The following is a 14,924-nucleotide window of genomic DNA, read 5'->3' on the forward strand; positions in this document are numbered from 1 at the left end:
ACTACGAGTGTAGGCATTTGCACAGACTACGCCTGTAGTCAATAGAGTTCCATCCTACCTGTCCGGGGAGTCATGTGGGCAGGACATCAAGCCTTGCAACGCCTAGCGTTTAGCCGTTTCCGATCCCTGCACCAGAGGCCCGATGACATCGATCCGGTCGGTCATGATCGTGCCGGAGAAGCTGTCGGGAAGAAGCGCAAGGTCTTCTGCGGTATCAATGCCGCTGGAGCCACCGCCGATGGACTTGAGCCTGCCCGTCACCGTCACGCCGAAGGGTGTCTCCTCGAACCGGTTTTCCAGCCTTGAGGGCCAGCCCCAATAGAGGTGCCTGAGATCGAGGGGCACGCCAATGCCCATCTCGCTGCAGGCATCAGGGACGTGCCCCATCCAGCCGCGGGCGAGATAACCCTTGGCGCAGGCTTTGCCCTCCGCCCTGCTCGATGCGGGGATCGGTCCGCCAATCTCCCGCCAGCGCGCCAGCCATTTCGGCCCGGTGACGATGAACAGCCCGTCGCGATCCAAGTCATTCCGCTCACTGAGATACTCGTAGAGCTTCTCGGCATCGCGCGGATTGTTGCTCTTCGCGTTGATGAAGAAACGCTCCTCCGGGAAGGCATCGAGCACCTCGCCCAAGGTCGGCACCAGTCCTACGCCCTTGCCGCGAAAGGGAAACGTCTCGCCGCCGTCAGCGGTGTAGCCGTAGCCTATGTCCAGGGCTTTGAGCTCCGCCATGCTCTTGTCGATGGTCCTGCCCGACCCTTCGGTCCGGCAGTCTACAGTCCAGTCGTGGAACACCGCAAACTCGCCATCCGTGGTCGCATGAATGTCGATCTCGACAACATCTGCGCCATAGTCGAACGCTGCGCGCATGGAGCGGATGGTGTTCTCAAGGTATTCATGCGTAGGCGGAAAGATCCGCGTCGCCGTGCAGGTCTCGTTCGTCAGGCCTTCGCGGGAATAGGTCTGCGCAACACCGCGATGGGCGATGATCTGCACCACACGATCAGGCTTCGGCGCAAGCCATGAGGCGTTGAAAGCGTAGACGGCCGCCGCTGCCGCAATGAACAGACCAAGGCCGTATCGAAGTCCGCGCATGAGCTCCCCTTCCCGATGAAACGCTAAGGCGGTCGCCCCGGAACGACAACACTTCCCCTCGCAGCGCTTCCCCGCTAACCGCGCCCTCCCATGCTGCACATCAACGACCTCACCTACCGCATCGAAGGGCGGCCGCTCTTCGAGCAGGCGACCGCCATGATTTCCGACGGCTGGAAGGTCGGGTTCACGGGTCGCAACGGCACGGGGAAATCAACGCTCTTCAAGCTCATCCGGGACGAGATCAGCCCGGACGATGGCTCGGTTTCGATCCGTCCCGGCGCAAGGGTTGGCGGGGTCGCGCAGGAGGCACCTGCGACGCAAAGCAGCCTCCTCGAAACCGTCCTCGCTGCCGACGAGGAGCGCCACGGCCTCCTCGCCAGAGCCGAAACAGAGACCGACCCGATGGCCATCGCGGAGATCCAGACGCGGCTCGCCGACATAGAAGCGCACTCGGCAGAGGCGCGCGCGGCGGCAATCCTCTCAGGGCTCGGCTTCTCCACCGAAGAGCAGGCCAAACCGTGTGCGGAGTTTTCAGGCGGCTGGCGGATGCGCGTGGCGCTAGCGGGTGTCCTCTTCGCCAGGCCGGACCTTCTCCTCCTCGATGAGCCGACCAACTATCTCGACCTCGAAGGCGCGGCATGGCTTGAGAGCTATATCGCGAAATATCCGTATACCGCTCTCATCATCAGCCACGATCGCGGGCTTCTGAACCGGTCGGTGACGCACACCCTCGCCCTCGATCATAAGAAGCTGTCGATCCACAATGGCGGCTACGACACCTACGCAAGGCGCAGGGCCGAACAGGCACGCCTCGCCTCCATGCAGGCCGAGAAGATCGAGACCCAACGCGCCCACATGCAGGCGTTCGTCGACCGCTTCAAAGCCAAGGCATCCAAGGCGAAGCAGGCCCAGAGCCGGGTGAAGGCCATCGAAAAGCTCGCCTCGGTCGACCTCCCCGTAGCCGAGCGCACGACGCCCTTCCACTTCCCCTCCCCCAAGCCCGTCATGGCCCCGCCGATCGTCAGGCTGGAGCAGGCTGACATCGGTTATGAGGAAGGCAACCCGGTCCTGAGGAAGATCACCCTGCGGATCGACTCCGAAGACCGCATCGCCATCCTCGGTGCCAACGGTCAGGGCAAGTCCACCCTCGTCAAGGCCGTTTCCGGACGATTGGCGGTAATGGAGGGCAACCTCTACAAGCACAAGAAGCTCAAGATCGCCTATTTCGCCCAGCACCAGCTCGACGAGCTGAAACCGAAGCAGTCCCCTTTCGAGCATGTCCGGGCCCTGATGCCCGATGGCACCGAGGCAGAAGTCCGCTCACGGACGGCTCAGCTCGGCTTCGGCGCACAGAAGGCTGACACCAAGGTCGAGAAGATGTCTGGCGGCGAGAAGGCGCGGCTGCTCTTCGGCCTCATCACCTTCGATCATCCGCACATGATGATCCTGGACGAGCCAACGAACCACCTCGACATCGACAGCCGTGATGCGCTGATCGAGGCGCTGAACGCCTATGAAGGGGCGGTACTCCTCATCACCCACGACGCCCACCTCGCAGAAGCCGTGGCGGACCGTCTGTGGGAGGTGAAGGACGGCGATGTCCTGAAGCTCGACGACAGCCTCGACGATTACCGCGCCCGGGTGCTGGCGGCGGAGAAGAAAGAAACGAAGGCCGAGAAGCCGCAAGGCGAGACCGCAGCCGACCGCCGCCGTGATGCTGCAGAGAAGCGCAAGGCGCTCCAGCCGCTCAAACGCAAGGTCACGGACGCCGAAAAGCTCATGGAGAAGCACTCCGCGCTCATCGAAAAGCTCGATGGCGCCCTCGCCGATCCCAGCCTTTATGAGAAAGACCCAGCCAAAGCCGCGAGCCTCAACAAGGATCGCGCCGACGCCGTGCGGTCATTGGAGGCTGCTGAGGAAAGCTGGCTCGAGGCCAGCGCGGCTTATGAGGAAGCCCAGGCCGAGGGCTGAGGCGCAGCTCTCCGCTCGGTAACGTCTTCGCAGTTGCAGCATGCGGCGCAGCGGCGCATGGAACTCTCTCGAAGCCACGCGCGTTGGAAGGCGTGGTTAAGGAAAGGGACAACCAATGAACAAGCTGAGCATTCTCGCCGGCGCCGTTTCGCTCCTCGCGATTGCAGCGTGCGGTAACGACAACGACACGCTCGAAGACGATCTCGACGAGACCGCATCCGAGATCGAAGAAGCCGCTGAAGATATGGGCGATTCGATGCAAGACGCCGCCGAAGACACGGGCGACTCCATGGAAGAGGCTGCCGACGATATGGGCGACGCCGTCGAGGAAACCGTCGAAGAGGCTGAAGGCGCTGCAGAAGACGCCGCCGACGAGATGGAAGAAGCGATGGACGACGACGAGCCTCAGTAAGGCTCGCCCCATAGCAAATGCGAAAGCCCCGCCCTCACCGGCGGGGCTTTTTTCTGGACGGCCCCCTGTGCCGCTTGGCATGCTCTCCCTCGCGCACCGGGAGGGGAACGCCATGAAAAGCCTGATCAGCCTCGTACTCGCCGTCTTCGGCACGGCCATGCTGCTGCATGGATGGATTGGGCCCCTGACCCCTGCCGAGGGCTTTCCGACATTGGAAGTGATCGGGCTCTATGCCCTGCTGCCGGTGGCCCTGATCGGGATCAGCGTCGCCTTGACGGAGTCGAAGATCCTGAAGTTCCTGCTCAGCTTCCTGCTCATCGGCGCCGTGGCCCTTCTCGGCTACACGGCGCTGTCGATGACAGTCCTAACGTAGACCGAACTCGAACTCGATCTGGCGCAGCTCGTCCTCGGCAATGCCGGCCGCGCGCTCATAATCCACGAGCAGGAAGCGGAGCTGGTATTCGCGGCGCTCGAGGTGATCGAGGCTGGCAAAAGCCTCGTCGAGGTCACGGTTGATCCTCGCACGCTGCTCCCGGGACAGGTCCTTCTTCCTCAGCGCATAGCGAAGCCGGTCAATCTCCCGCCTGACAAAGCGTCGGCGCTCGAAGAGATTGTCGAACTCGAACCTTGCTTCGTCGAAACGCTGGTCGGCCTGCCGGAACCTGACCGCCGCACGGTGGATGCGGAGTAGATCCGGCTCGAACCCGCAGAGCGCCGCGTCGCCCTGGCCCTTGAGGCCCGCATTGTAGACGCCCGCCGGGGTGCAGAAGGTCTCAAGCCCCTTCTGGTGCCCGCGCCGCCAGGCCTCGGAGTTCACCGCCAGATCATACCGGGCGCATTGCTTCACATAGCTTTGGAATTTGGAGAGCGGAGCACCATTGATCCCGTCCTGCTCCCCGACCAGCTCCCAGTCGGAATACTGGCACTCACCTTCGGAGAGAGTCGCGCAGGAGGCTAGGAGGATTGCTCCCAAGACGAGGGGAAATGCAAAGCGAGCCATCGACCGGGCCTCCTGCGCTCCGGGGTTTGTGACATTTTCTCAAACCCCCTGCAATAAATATTAACCAATGAGCCTGCGATCGCTAATCGACAGAATTCGCGGGAGTTTTTCAGCCAGCGTCACGTCATGGGTGGCCATGATCATGGCCACACCCTCATCCTGCACCAGAGACAAAAACAGATCGAAAACGCGGGACGACGTCGTCTGGTCGAGGTTTCCGGTCGGCTCATCCGCTAGGAGGAGCGCAGGTTTGTTGATCAACGCGCGGGCGATAGCGACCCGCTGTTTCTCACCGCCGGAAAGCTGCGCTGGCTGATGGGTCAGCCGCTCGCCGAGGCCGAGGCGTTCAAGAAGCTCCGTTGCCCTGTTCTTCGCGGCTTTCTCCGTATGCCCCGCAATCAGCATCGGGATCATGACGTTCTTTAGCGCCGTGAACTCAGGCAGCAGGTGGTGGAACTGGTAGACGAAGCCGATACGCGAGCGCCTGATCGCCGTGCGCTGGCGATCGGAAAGCTTCGAGGTGTTCTTCCCCTCGATCAGCACCTCGCCGCCGCTCGACCGCTCGAGAAGCCCGGCGATGTGGAGGAGCGAGGACTTGCCCGAGCCCGATGGACCGAGAAGCGCCGCGGCCTCTCCCCGGCCTAGGGTCAGGTCGAGGCTCTCGAAGATCGTAAGCTCGCCATAGCGCCGGTCGACGCTGCGCAGATCGAGGACATTACTCATAGCGAAGCGCCTCCACCGGATCGAGACGCGAGGCGCGCCATGCGGGGTACGCGGAGAAGATCAGCGACATGGCCAGGGTAAAGACGAGCACCGTCGCCACCTCCCCGGGCTCGAAGATCGCCGGGACCTTGTCGAGATAGTACACCTCCGGCGGGAAGAGGCAGGTATCGAACTCCCGGCACAGGAACTTCTCGATCGGCGCGAGATAGATCGAAATGGCCGAGCCGAGGATCACGCCCATGAACGCGCCAGTCACGCCGATCAGTGCACCGACCATCAGGAAGATCCGCATCACCCCGCCGCTGGTCGCACCCACCGTCCTCAGGACCGCGATGTCGCCCGTCTTGTCCTTCACCAGCATCACGAGCCCGGAGAAGATGAGGAGCGTCGCGATGCCGATGATCATCGAGAGGATGATCCGCATCAGCCCGCGCTCGACCTCCAGCGCATTGAAGAAGCTGCGGAAACGGTTGCGCCAGTCAAAGACAAAGACCTGCTGGCCTGCCGCTGCCTCGATCTGGGGAAGGTAAGTGTCGATCTCGAGGGGCCGCTCGACGCGCATCTCTACCTCGGTGATCTGGCCCCGTTTGCCGGAAAAGATCTGCGCCTCCGAAAGCGGCATGTAAACGAGGAGGTTGTCGTACTCGTAGTTGCCGATCTGGAAGATCGCATCCACGCGATAGGCCTTCTGGGATGTCGGCAACGTTCCGAACGGCGTCGCGCGGGACCGCGCGGTGATCAGCGTCACGGCCTCACCAGCGGAGACGCCAAGCTTCGCCGCCACCCCGCTCGCAAGCGCAATGCCGACACCTGTGCCCTCTTCGCTTTCTCCGTACCCGTCAAATGTGCCCTGACGGAGCGCATCGATGCCGGAGACCTCTTCGATCTTGAGAAGGTCCTCTCGCGCCATGCCCTGAATGTAGACAGGCGCCTGACCGCCTCCATTGCTCACAGAGAACGCCTCGACCTTGAGGACCGGCACCGCGAACTCCACCCCGTCGACGCCTTCGAGGTTGGCGAGATAATCGTCACTGTCGGGCAAGGTCCCGCCTGCAGGCTGAATGAAGACGTGGCCGTTCACGCCGAGGAGCTGGTCGAGCAGCGTCACCCGGAAGCCCTGCATGACGCTCATCACGACGATCAGTGTAGCGACCGACAACATGATGCCGAAAAAGGCGATAAGGGTGATGAGGCTGACCCCCGCCCCCTTCCGCGTCGCTCTCAGATACCGGAGCGCCAGCATGCGCTCGAAAAGACCGAAAGGCTTCGGCCGGGCTTGCGTGTCGGACATGGACGGACCTTCTGAACTCCCCGGGGTTTGGCAAGTTCCGGCCCGTTGGACAAGCAACGGCTTGGACAGGTTGGTTCCCTCGCTTAGCCGAGAACCGGGAACCACATGCCGAAGGTCGCGAGCAGCACGCCAACCACCATTGCCGCGGCGGCAATCCACAGGAAGACTGCCATCGCTCCCCGGCTGAGAACGCCGCCGCCATCCCTCACCCGCCAGTATGTCTCGTAGATCACCAGCGGCAGGAACTGGATCAAGGACATGGCGTCGATGAAAGGCCCCGTCCCGTCGCTTGTGTTGATGCCGACGCCGCCGGTCGTGACGAACCAGACCATGATGATGACCCTGAAGAACCAGACGGCACTCGCGGCAAGGAACAGCCGCGTCGCCCATCTCATGTGGGTCGCGAAGTCTCTCGCCATGGCGTTCTTGACGGCAAGGACAGCGAACCACGCAATGAAGACCGCCTGCAGGATGAAACCGGACTTGAGGAAGATGCTGCCGATATCCCTGACCACCAGCATGTAGGCGCCGGAGACGATCGCCACGGTGACAGCGAAGATGAAGAGCCTGCCGTTCCAACGGTGAAAGCCCGGAGCCCTCGCCCTGACCGATGGCACGAGCTGCAAAGGGCCCAGCAGGTGGATAGCGATGGCCAGGAAGACATGCGCCGCCACCGCGCTGTTTCCGAGGGTCTCCCCCGGCTGGTAGGCATTGGAGATGTGCCCGTTCCAGGCCGCGAAGTCTCCGAACAGCGCAGGCCAAAGATAGGCATACAGAATATAGGCGGTGAAAGCCCACTGCCCGACCAGCACCGGTGCATACCAAGCCTTCGCCGCGAGCTGCAGCGCACCCTGACCTCGTCCGTTCATCGGATCGATCTTTCGTTCTGCCCAGTCTCAACGTATATCGTTTATCAATAAATCGCAACAGGGCTTGCGGTCTGGTCTCTCCTGCGTGAGACGGAGCGAGACTAGCAGAGGAGAGCCCGAGCGATGTCAGAGACTTGGAGCCCTCGCAGAACCGGTTGCCCGGGCCATGACGTCCTCGACGGGTCATCGGTCACCCTGACGCCGGTAGCTCAGGATGGGGTGAGTGAAGCCCTCGCCCGAGCCATGCTTCGGGAGAGCGCTGAGCTCTGGCGCTGGATGGGCATTGGTCCGTTTGCGGATGAGGAGACGTTCCTCGCGATGCTGGCTGAACAGGCGGAGGCTGGCCTCAACCTTATGGCGATCTCGAAGCCCGGAGGCCCTCCCCTCGGCATGGCCGCCTTCATGCGGATGAAGCCCCAGTTCGGCTGCGCCGAGATAGGCTCGGTGACCTATGGCCAAGACCTCCAACGGACCAAGGCCGGGACCGAAGCAATCTTCCTTATGCTGAAACATATCTTCGAGGACTATGGCTGGCGGCGCGCGGAGTGGATCTGCAACGACCAGAACAAGCCATCCGCCCGCGCCGGCGAGCGCTACGGCTTCACCTATGAAGGCACCTTCCGCAACCACCGCTGGGTCAAGGGTGCCAACCGGGACACGGCCTGGTTCTCAATGATCGACACCGAATGGCCGGAGCGGAAAGCTACCTTCGAGGCTTGGCTCGACGACGCCAATTTTTTTGCAGATGGCAAACAGCTGAAATCGCTGACTGATCTCCGCCACCGCTGAGCAAGGACAGTCCCAGGCCTTGCGCGCCTCCTATTCGATAATATCGTTCGTTAGGAAACGAACGGATAATGAGATGAACAGGCGACATTTACTGAAGACCGGCACGGCGGCAGCGATCATCCTTTCGACGTCAGTGCCGCAGGGCGCCCGGGCGATCGACGCGCCGCCCAAAGGTCCGCGTGCAGCATGGCAGCGAGCAGGCAGCAGCTTCGGCGATCCGCGGCTGGACGCCCTCGCCTTTGGCATTCTAGCGCCCAACCCGCACAATAAGCAGCCCTGGCTCGTGGAGCTTTCAGGCGAGAGCGACATCCTCGTCCGCTGCCAGCTCGACCGGCGTTTGCCGATGACGGACCCGCCGGACCGTCAGATCACCATCGGCCTCGGCGCGTTCGTCGAGCTGACGAAGATGGCGGCGAACGCGCAAGGATACTCCGCGGAAGTCACGCCATTCCCTCAAGGCACGCCAACGGACAGGCTCGATGACAGGCCGGTCGCCCGCATCCGCCTTAGCTCTGGCCCGGCCGAAGCCGACCCCCTCTTCGCACAGGTCCTTGAACGGCGGACCAACCGCGAGACCTACGAAGAGCGAATGCTTGACCCCAGCGCCGTGGAGGCCATTGTCGCGGCAGGAAGAACCGAAGGTCCGCACGCCTCGGATCCCGGATCCGTTCTGCAGGCGGACGATATAGAAGCCATCCGGCAAATCGCGACAGAGGCCTGGGCAATTGAGCATGGCACGGATCGGACATGGAAGGAGAGTGTCGACGTCACGCGCGTCGGCAAGCGGGAGGTCGCTCAGAACCCTGACGGTATCGCTGTGGAAGGATTCCCGATGGGCCTCCTGCGCGCCATCGGCATCATGTCCGAGGAAAACCTGATGAAGGAAGGCAGCATGGCCCGGCGTTCGTCGCTCGACTTCTATCAGAAGAGCATCGATACCGCTCGAGGCTTCCTGACCCTGACGGCTGCTGAGAATACGCGCGAGGGCCAGCTGACGACTGGCGCCCAGTGGCTCCGTATGCAGATGAAGGCCACGGAGCTCGGTGTTGCCTTCCACCCGCTGAGCCAGGCTTTGCAGGAGTTCAAGGAGATGGAGGGGCCCTATCGCGCCATCCATGAGAAGCTTCGCCCAACCGGCGTCGTTCACATGCTGGCGCGGATAGGCTACGCTGACAGGCCCGGGCCCTCCCCGCGCTGGCCGCTCGAATCAAGGATCACTGACGCCTGATGAATGATGACGAAGCGATCGTCGCGGCACTGACGGAAATCGGCATCATTCAGCAGCTGGTCGATACCGAGATGCGCCTCGCGCTCGCCCCCGCCCTCTCGGTCAGTGAGTTCGGCGTCCTCAGTCACTTCATCCGAAGGCCCGATCCGGTGGAGCCGGGACGCCTTGCCCGCGCGTTCCAGCAGGCAAAATCCTCCATGACCGCGACCCTCGCCAAGCTCGAACGCAAGGGCTTGGTCAAGATCGATCCGGACCCTGAAGATGGCCGAAAGAAGCTGGCTTCGCTAACCGATGAGGGGAGAAAAGCGTGGATGGAAGGCGTCGCTTCGACGACGCCTCTCAGGGAGAAATTGAAGGCCGGGTTCGGCGCGGATCAGCTCCGCACCATCCTCCCGGCCCTGTCGTCGCTCCGGGCCTGGCTTGATGAGGCCCGAAACGAGAGGGACGGCTTCTAGGCCGAAAGAAGCGTCGGCTCGAGCGGCTCGACGGTCTCTGCGCCTGCACGAACGGCAGGGGCGAAGCCCTGCGCACGCGGCAGGAGATTGTCGCAGTAGAAGCTGGCAATGTGCATCCGGCTGTCGTGATAGTCAGCCTGCGAAGCATCAGCCGCCTTGGCGCCGTGCGAAGCGATGGCGGCCTTCAGGAGGTAATGACCGCCAGCGACATAGCCGAACTGCTCAAGGAACGGCGTACCGCCTGCAAGGCCAGCTTCGGGCTTGGTCTGCATCGCGGTGACCATCCATGCCGTGTTCTCGCGAAGACTTTCCGCTTCGAGCTTCATCCGCTCACCGGCCCGCGCGAGGTCTGCGTCACCCGTTGCGATCGCGGCATCGGCGTTCTCGATCATCTCCTCGATGAGGTCATAGGCAAGCTTACCCTCGCCCATGCCGAGCTTACGGCCGATCAGGTCGATGCCCTGTATACCGTTGGTGCCCTCATAGATCGTGCAGATCCTCACATCACGGAAGAATTGCGCAGCGCCCGTCTCCTCGACAAAGCCCATGCCGCCGTGGATCTGAATGCCGATGTTCGTCGTCTCCAGCGCACGGTCGGAGGAGAAGGCCTTTGACAGCGGCGTCAGCAGCTCTTCGCGCTCCTTCGCCTTTGCCGCGATCTCGGGATCAGGCGAGCGGCGAGCGACGTCATAGGCGACCATGTTCGCAAGGCAGATCGCCTTGGACGCATCGGTCAGCGCTTTCATCGTGTACAGATTACGGCGCACGTCCGGATGGTTCCAGATTGCCGTGGCGGGGCCAGACTTCACGCCGAACTCGCGGCCCTGCGGGCGGTCCTGAGCATATTCGAGGGACTTCTGGAAAGCAGCTTCGCCTACCGATGCGGCCTGCATGCCGACGTCGATCCGGGCTGCGTTCATCATGACGAACATGTTGCGCAGGCCCTCATTCTCCTTGCCGACGAGGGTGCCGATGCATTCGTCATTATCGCCGTAAGCCATGACGCAGGTTGGCGAGCCGTGCTGGCCGAGCTTCTCTTCGATCGAGACGATCTTGACGTCGTTCTGCTGGCCGATATTGCCTTCGCTATCCACACGGAACTTCGGCACAAGGAACATCGAGATGCCGCGGGTACCTTCTGGCGCATCGGGCAGGCGCGCGAGGACGAGGTGGACGATGTTGTCCGACATGTCATGGTCGCCGTAGGAGATCCAGATCTTCTGGCCCTTGATATTGTAGGTACCATCGCCGTTCGGGGTGGCTTTGGTTTTGATGGTGGCAAGGTCCGAGCCTGCCTGCGGTTCGCTGAGGTTCATCGTGCCCGACCATTCAGCGGTCACGAGCTTCTCGAGGTAGAGCCGCTTCTGCTCATCATCACCGAAGGCGAGGAGCGCTTTAACGGCAGCGGTCGTCAGCATCGTGCCCATGGCAAAGCTGATGCAGGCACCCTGCATCGCGTCGACCACCGAGAGAGCGACGGAGTTCGGCATGTTCTGCCCGCCCCACTCCTCAGGGAACGCAACCGAGTTCCAGCCAGCTTCGACATACTGCGCGTAGGCTTCCTTGAACCCGGGGGTCGTGAAGACCTTTCCGTTCTCAAGGCGTGCACCCTGCTGGTCCGAGGTCCAGTTCAGCGGCGCGAGGATATCATTCGCGAACTTGCCGGCTTCTTCGAGGATCGCGCCGACAAAATCGTCGCTGAGGTCCTCAAAGGCACCGGTTTCGCGGACAGCATCGAAATCAGCGGCGTGGTTCAGCAGGTAATGCACGTCGCGGACGGGGAATTGGTAGGCCATAGCGGTCGTCTCCCTTGCGAGTTTTCGCTCTTTGTGCGCCTTCTGCGCGAGACTGAGCAGGAAAGCAAAGTGACGAACGGCAGCAGAATGTTGCGGCATCCCGACGAGGCTGCCGAGATCCTCAAAAGCGGCGGCATCTGTGCCCTGCCGACGGAGACGGTCTATGGGCTCGCGGCCCTCGCCTCCGACGGCAAGGCGGTGGCGCGCATCTACGAGACCAAGGGTCGGCCCAGCTTCAACCCGCTGATCGTCCACTGTGCGAGCCTTGAGCAGGCGGGCACCGTGGTGAAGCTCGACCACTGTGCGACAAAGCAGGCAGCCAGGTTCTGGCCGGGTCCTCTCACGATCGTCCTGGAGAAGCAGCCTGACGCCCCGGTGTCGCAGCTGGCAGGCGCAGGGCTCGATACCCTCGCGGTCAGGATCCCTGCCCATCCGCTGATGCGCGCGGTCATCGAGGCCGTCGGAGCGCCCCTCGTCGCCCCGTCGGCCAACCGATCGGGCAGGCTGAGCCCCACCACAGCAGAGCATGTGCTCGAAGAGTTTGCAGGCGAAGTCCCTGTCCTCGACGGCGGGCCTTGCGAGGCGGGCATTGAGAGCACCATCATCAGCCTCGCAAAAAGCCGCCCCACCCTTTTGAGGCCCGGAGCCATTCCTTCCGCAGAAATCGAAGCCGTCCTCGGCCACCCCCTCGCCTCTCCCGGAGAAGGCATCGAGGCCCCCGGGATGATGTCGAGCCACTACGCTCCCGACGCCGCGATCCGTCTAAGCGCGCACGCAGCCAGAGAGGGCGAGAGCCTCCTCGGCTTCGCCGGGACAGACGGCGCAACGCTCGACCTCTCGCCAACAGGTGACCTCCGCGAGGCGGCCACGAACCTCTTCGGCTACCTCAGACAGCTTGACGCCCTCGGCAAACCCATCGCCGTCGCCCTTATCCCGGAAACAGGCCTCGGCCAGGGCATCAATGACCGCCTGAGGCGCGCGGCGGCGCCGCGTCCCTGACCTCTCGGCGCTCGACAAGTTCCCCGGCGCGGGGCATCGTCCGCGCTTCTAGGGAGCCAAGCCATGTCCACGTTCAGCCGCAGGTCCGTTCTGACCCTCCTCGCCGCCAGCCCTCTCGCGGCCTGTAATTCCGAAGATCTCGGCAACGTCCTCGACGGCGTCCTGTCAGGTAGCGCGCAGGGCGGGCTAACCTCCGCAGAAGCGGCAGAGGGCATCAAGGCGGCGCTGACCCAGGGCATTGGCGAGGCAATCGGTCAGGTCGGCAAGCTCAACGGCTATTTCGCCGACGGCGCCATTCGCATCCCCCTCCCCGGAGACCTGAGGGAGATCCAGGAAGAGCTGGCGCGCTTCGGTCTTTCGGGCAGCCTCGATGATCTCGAACGGCAGCTGAACCGCGGCGCAGAACAAGCCGCACCGCAGGCGCGCGGCATCTTCCTTGACGCGATCCGTTCCATGTCGATCCGTGACGCCATCGACATCGTGCGCGGCAGCGACACCGCGGCAACAGACTATTTCCGGGGCAAGACCTCCGCAGGGCTCACAGCCGTCTTCTCGCCGATCATGACCGATGCCCTCCAGCGGGTCGGCGCGATCCAGACCTTCGACCGTCTGGTCAGCCGTCTCGCCATCGTTCCGGGCGCGCCGGAGCTCGGCGCCAACGCCAAGCAGGACCTGATCAACCACGGCGTGGACAAGGGCCTCGGCGGTCTCTTCTACTACGTCGCGCAGGAAGAGAAGGCGATCCGCGAGAACCCGGCCAAGCGCACCACCGAGATCCTGCGCCGGGTGTTTGGCTAAGCCCTTCCCCTGACTTGCAAGGGACTGCGCCACCCGGCATCTGTCGGGCATGACGATCCCTGCCGAACATATCGAAGCCCTGCGCGCCCTTGCCGATCCCAAATCGATCGTGCCGGAGGACGCGGCGGGCACGCACCTTGAGGAGTGGCGCGGCCGCTGGCCCGGTGAGAGCCCGCTGATCCTCGCGCCTTCCGCCACCGAAGAGCTGTCGCGCCTGATGGCCGAGGCCTACCGGCGCGGCGTGCCGATGGTGCCGCAAGGGGGGCATACCGGCCTTGTCGGCGGAGGCTCGGCCAAGGGCGAAGTGATCATCAGCACCAAGAGGATGCGGCAGGTCCGTGACGTCTCGGCCGAAGGCTTCACCATGACCCTCGAGGCAGGGATCACTCTTCAGGAAGCCCAGGAGCTCGCCAGGAAAGACGACCGCCTCTTCCCCCTCTCCATTGGCGCGGAAGGCACGGCCAACATAGGCGGTGTGCTGAGCACCAACGCAGGCGGTGTGCATGTCCTGCGCTACGGCAATGCGAGGGACCTCGTTCTCGGCATCGAAGCGGTACTGCCCGACGGACGGATCTGGAAAGGCCTCAACCAGCTTCGCAAGAACAATACGGGCTACGACCTCAAGCACCTCTTTATCGGCGGCGAGGGGACGATCGGCATCATCACGGCGGCGGTGCTCAAGACCTACCCGAGGCCGAAAGAGCACGTCACGGCGATGCTTGCCCTGCCCTCGCCTGAGCACGCCGTGAAGCTCCTGTCGCTGGCGCAGGCACGGTCAGGCGGGCAGCTTGGCTCGTTCGAAGTGATGAATGACGGAATGCTGGAGCTCGTCCTTCATCAGTTCCCGGATCTTCCGCGTCCGCTGGAGACAAAATCAGGCACCTACGTCTTGATGGAATTCTCTTCGGGGCAGGAAGGCACCCTCCGCGAAACCGCCGAAGGCATTCTCGAAACCGCCTTTGAAGAAGAGCTTGTGATCGACGGCACCGTCGCCTCCTCCGAAGCGCAGGCCGAGGCCCTCTGGACCATCCGCCACAACGCTTCCGAAGCGATGAAGAAAGACCCGAGCCCTTGCGTCAAAGCGGACGTCAGTGTGCCGATCGCCGCGATTCCTGAGTTCCTCGCCAAAGCTGACGCCAAAGTCCTTGAGATGGAACCGGGTGCACGGATCATCTCCTTCGGCCACATGGGCGATGGCAACATCCACTATGATATCTTAGGTCCTGCCGAAGGCCCCCACGACAAGTGGAAAGCCCGCATGGCCGAGTTCGAGCACAAGGTGCACGACATCGTCGTGGAGCTGGGCGGCTCGATCTCAGCCGAGCACGGCATCGGCCAGCTCAAGCGCGATGAACTCGTCACCCGCAAGGACCCCGTCGAAATGGATCTCATGCGGACGATCAAGCGGAGCCTCGACCCGAAAGGGTTGATGAACCCCGGCAAGCTCCTCAACCCATGAAGGGTGCGCCTCCGCGTCCCCTTCCCGACTCAGCCCCTG

At 63.0% G+C, this 14,924-nt stretch carries 15 protein-coding genes; 9 read left to right on the forward strand and 6 right to left on the reverse strand.

Translation table 11 applies throughout. The annotated features are described in order from the left end of the window. Nucleotides 1–102: 102 nt before the first annotated feature. Complete coding sequence (locus HK107_RS02870; RefSeq protein ID WP_173196613.1) at nt 103–1,095, reverse strand: glycerophosphodiester phosphodiesterase family protein; 993 nt, start codon at nt 1,093–1,095, stop codon at nt 103–105. Nucleotides 1,096–1,185: 90 nt separating this feature from the next. Between HK107_RS02870 and HK107_RS02875 the strand changes: the two genes are divergently transcribed. From HK107_RS02875 to HK107_RS02885, 3 genes are all read left to right on the forward strand, one after another. After that, nucleotides 1,186–3,066 carry an ABC-F family ATP-binding cassette domain-containing protein gene (locus HK107_RS02875; protein ID WP_173196615.1) on the forward strand — a complete coding sequence of 627 codons (1,881 nt, stop codon included), beginning with the start codon at nt 1,186–1,188 and terminating at the stop codon, nt 3,064–3,066. A 115-nt stretch (nt 3,067–3,181) separates the two neighbouring features. Further along, nucleotides 3,182–3,478, forward strand: a complete 297-nt coding sequence (locus HK107_RS02880) for a hypothetical protein (protein ID WP_173196617.1) — start codon at nt 3,182–3,184, stop codon at nt 3,476–3,478. Nucleotides 3,479–3,590: 112 nt separating this feature from the next. Beyond that, nucleotides 3,591–3,851 (forward strand): hypothetical protein, encoded by a 261-nt coding sequence (locus HK107_RS02885; RefSeq protein ID WP_173196619.1) that lies wholly within the window; start codon nt 3,591–3,593, stop codon nt 3,849–3,851. Here HK107_RS02885 and HK107_RS02890 read toward each other — a convergent pair. From HK107_RS02890 to HK107_RS02905, 4 genes are all read right to left on the reverse strand, one after another. Next, nucleotides 3,843–4,478, reverse strand: coding sequence for a DUF2799 domain-containing protein (locus tag HK107_RS02890; protein WP_173196621.1), 636 nt, complete (start codon nt 4,476–4,478; stop codon nt 3,843–3,845). The genes HK107_RS02885 and HK107_RS02890 overlap by 9 nt on opposite strands. A gap of 60 nt (nt 4,479–4,538) precedes the next feature. After that, entirely contained in the window at nt 4,539–5,201 is a 663-nt protein-coding gene (locus HK107_RS02895) for an ABC transporter ATP-binding protein (RefSeq protein WP_173196623.1), read from the reverse strand. After that, a complete protein-coding gene (locus HK107_RS02900; RefSeq protein ID WP_173196625.1) occupies nt 5,194–6,492 on the reverse strand; it encodes a lipoprotein-releasing ABC transporter permease subunit in 1,299 nt (432 codons plus the stop codon). Before HK107_RS02900 ends, HK107_RS02895 begins: the two co-directional genes overlap by 8 nt. Before the next feature lie 83 nt (nt 6,493–6,575). Further along, nucleotides 6,576–7,361: a DUF2306 domain-containing protein gene (locus tag HK107_RS02905; protein WP_173196627.1), complete on the reverse strand. Its 786-nt coding sequence runs from the start codon at nt 7,359–7,361 to the stop codon at nt 6,576–6,578. 123 nt (nt 7,362–7,484) lie between these two features. On the opposite strand from HK107_RS02905, the gene HK107_RS02910 reads away from it, so the two are divergent. The 3 genes from HK107_RS02910 to HK107_RS02920 all read left to right on the forward strand — a co-directional run bounded on the left by HK107_RS02910 (nt 7,485) and on the right by HK107_RS02920 (nt 9,833). Next, nucleotides 7,485–8,150 (forward strand): GNAT family N-acetyltransferase, encoded by a 666-nt coding sequence (locus HK107_RS02910; RefSeq protein WP_173196629.1) that lies wholly within the window; start codon nt 7,485–7,487, stop codon nt 8,148–8,150. A 73-nt stretch (nt 8,151–8,223) separates the two neighbouring features. Next, the gene (locus HK107_RS02915; protein WP_173196631.1) at nt 8,224–9,378 is read left to right on the forward strand and encodes an Acg family FMN-binding oxidoreductase; all 1,155 of its coding nucleotides are present in this window, start codon (nt 8,224–8,226) and stop codon (nt 9,376–9,378) included. Continuing rightward, entirely contained in the window at nt 9,378–9,833 is a 456-nt protein-coding gene (locus tag HK107_RS02920) for a MarR family winged helix-turn-helix transcriptional regulator (protein ID WP_173196633.1), read from the forward strand. Before HK107_RS02915 ends, HK107_RS02920 begins: the two co-directional genes overlap by 1 nt. Here HK107_RS02920 and HK107_RS02925 read toward each other — a convergent pair. Next, nucleotides 9,830–11,629, reverse strand: coding sequence for an acyl-CoA dehydrogenase (locus tag HK107_RS02925; protein ID WP_173196635.1), 1,800 nt, complete (start codon nt 11,627–11,629; stop codon nt 9,830–9,832). The genes HK107_RS02920 and HK107_RS02925 overlap by 4 nt on opposite strands. An 87-nt stretch (nt 11,630–11,716) precedes the next feature. Between HK107_RS02925 and HK107_RS02930 the strand changes: the two genes are divergently transcribed. The 3 genes from HK107_RS02930 to HK107_RS02940 all read left to right on the forward strand — a co-directional run bounded on the left by HK107_RS02930 (nt 11,717) and on the right by HK107_RS02940 (nt 14,885). Then, a complete protein-coding gene (locus HK107_RS02930) occupies nt 11,717–12,628 on the forward strand; it encodes an L-threonylcarbamoyladenylate synthase (RefSeq protein ID WP_173196637.1) in 912 nt (303 codons plus the stop codon). A gap of 63 nt (nt 12,629–12,691) precedes the next feature. Continuing rightward, nucleotides 12,692–13,426, forward strand: a complete 735-nt coding sequence (locus HK107_RS02935; RefSeq protein WP_173196639.1) for a DUF4197 domain-containing protein — start codon at nt 12,692–12,694, stop codon at nt 13,424–13,426. Nucleotides 13,427–13,475: 49 nt separating this feature from the next. Beyond that, nucleotides 13,476–14,885, forward strand: coding sequence for an FAD-binding oxidoreductase (locus HK107_RS02940; protein WP_173196641.1), 1,410 nt, complete (start codon nt 13,476–13,478; stop codon nt 14,883–14,885). Nucleotides 14,886–14,924 lie beyond the last annotated feature (39 nt).

This window comes from Parvularcula mediterranea, assembly GCF_013085255.1.
Taxonomy (GTDB): Bacteria; Pseudomonadota; Alphaproteobacteria; order Caulobacterales; family Parvularculaceae; genus Parvularcula; species Parvularcula mediterranea.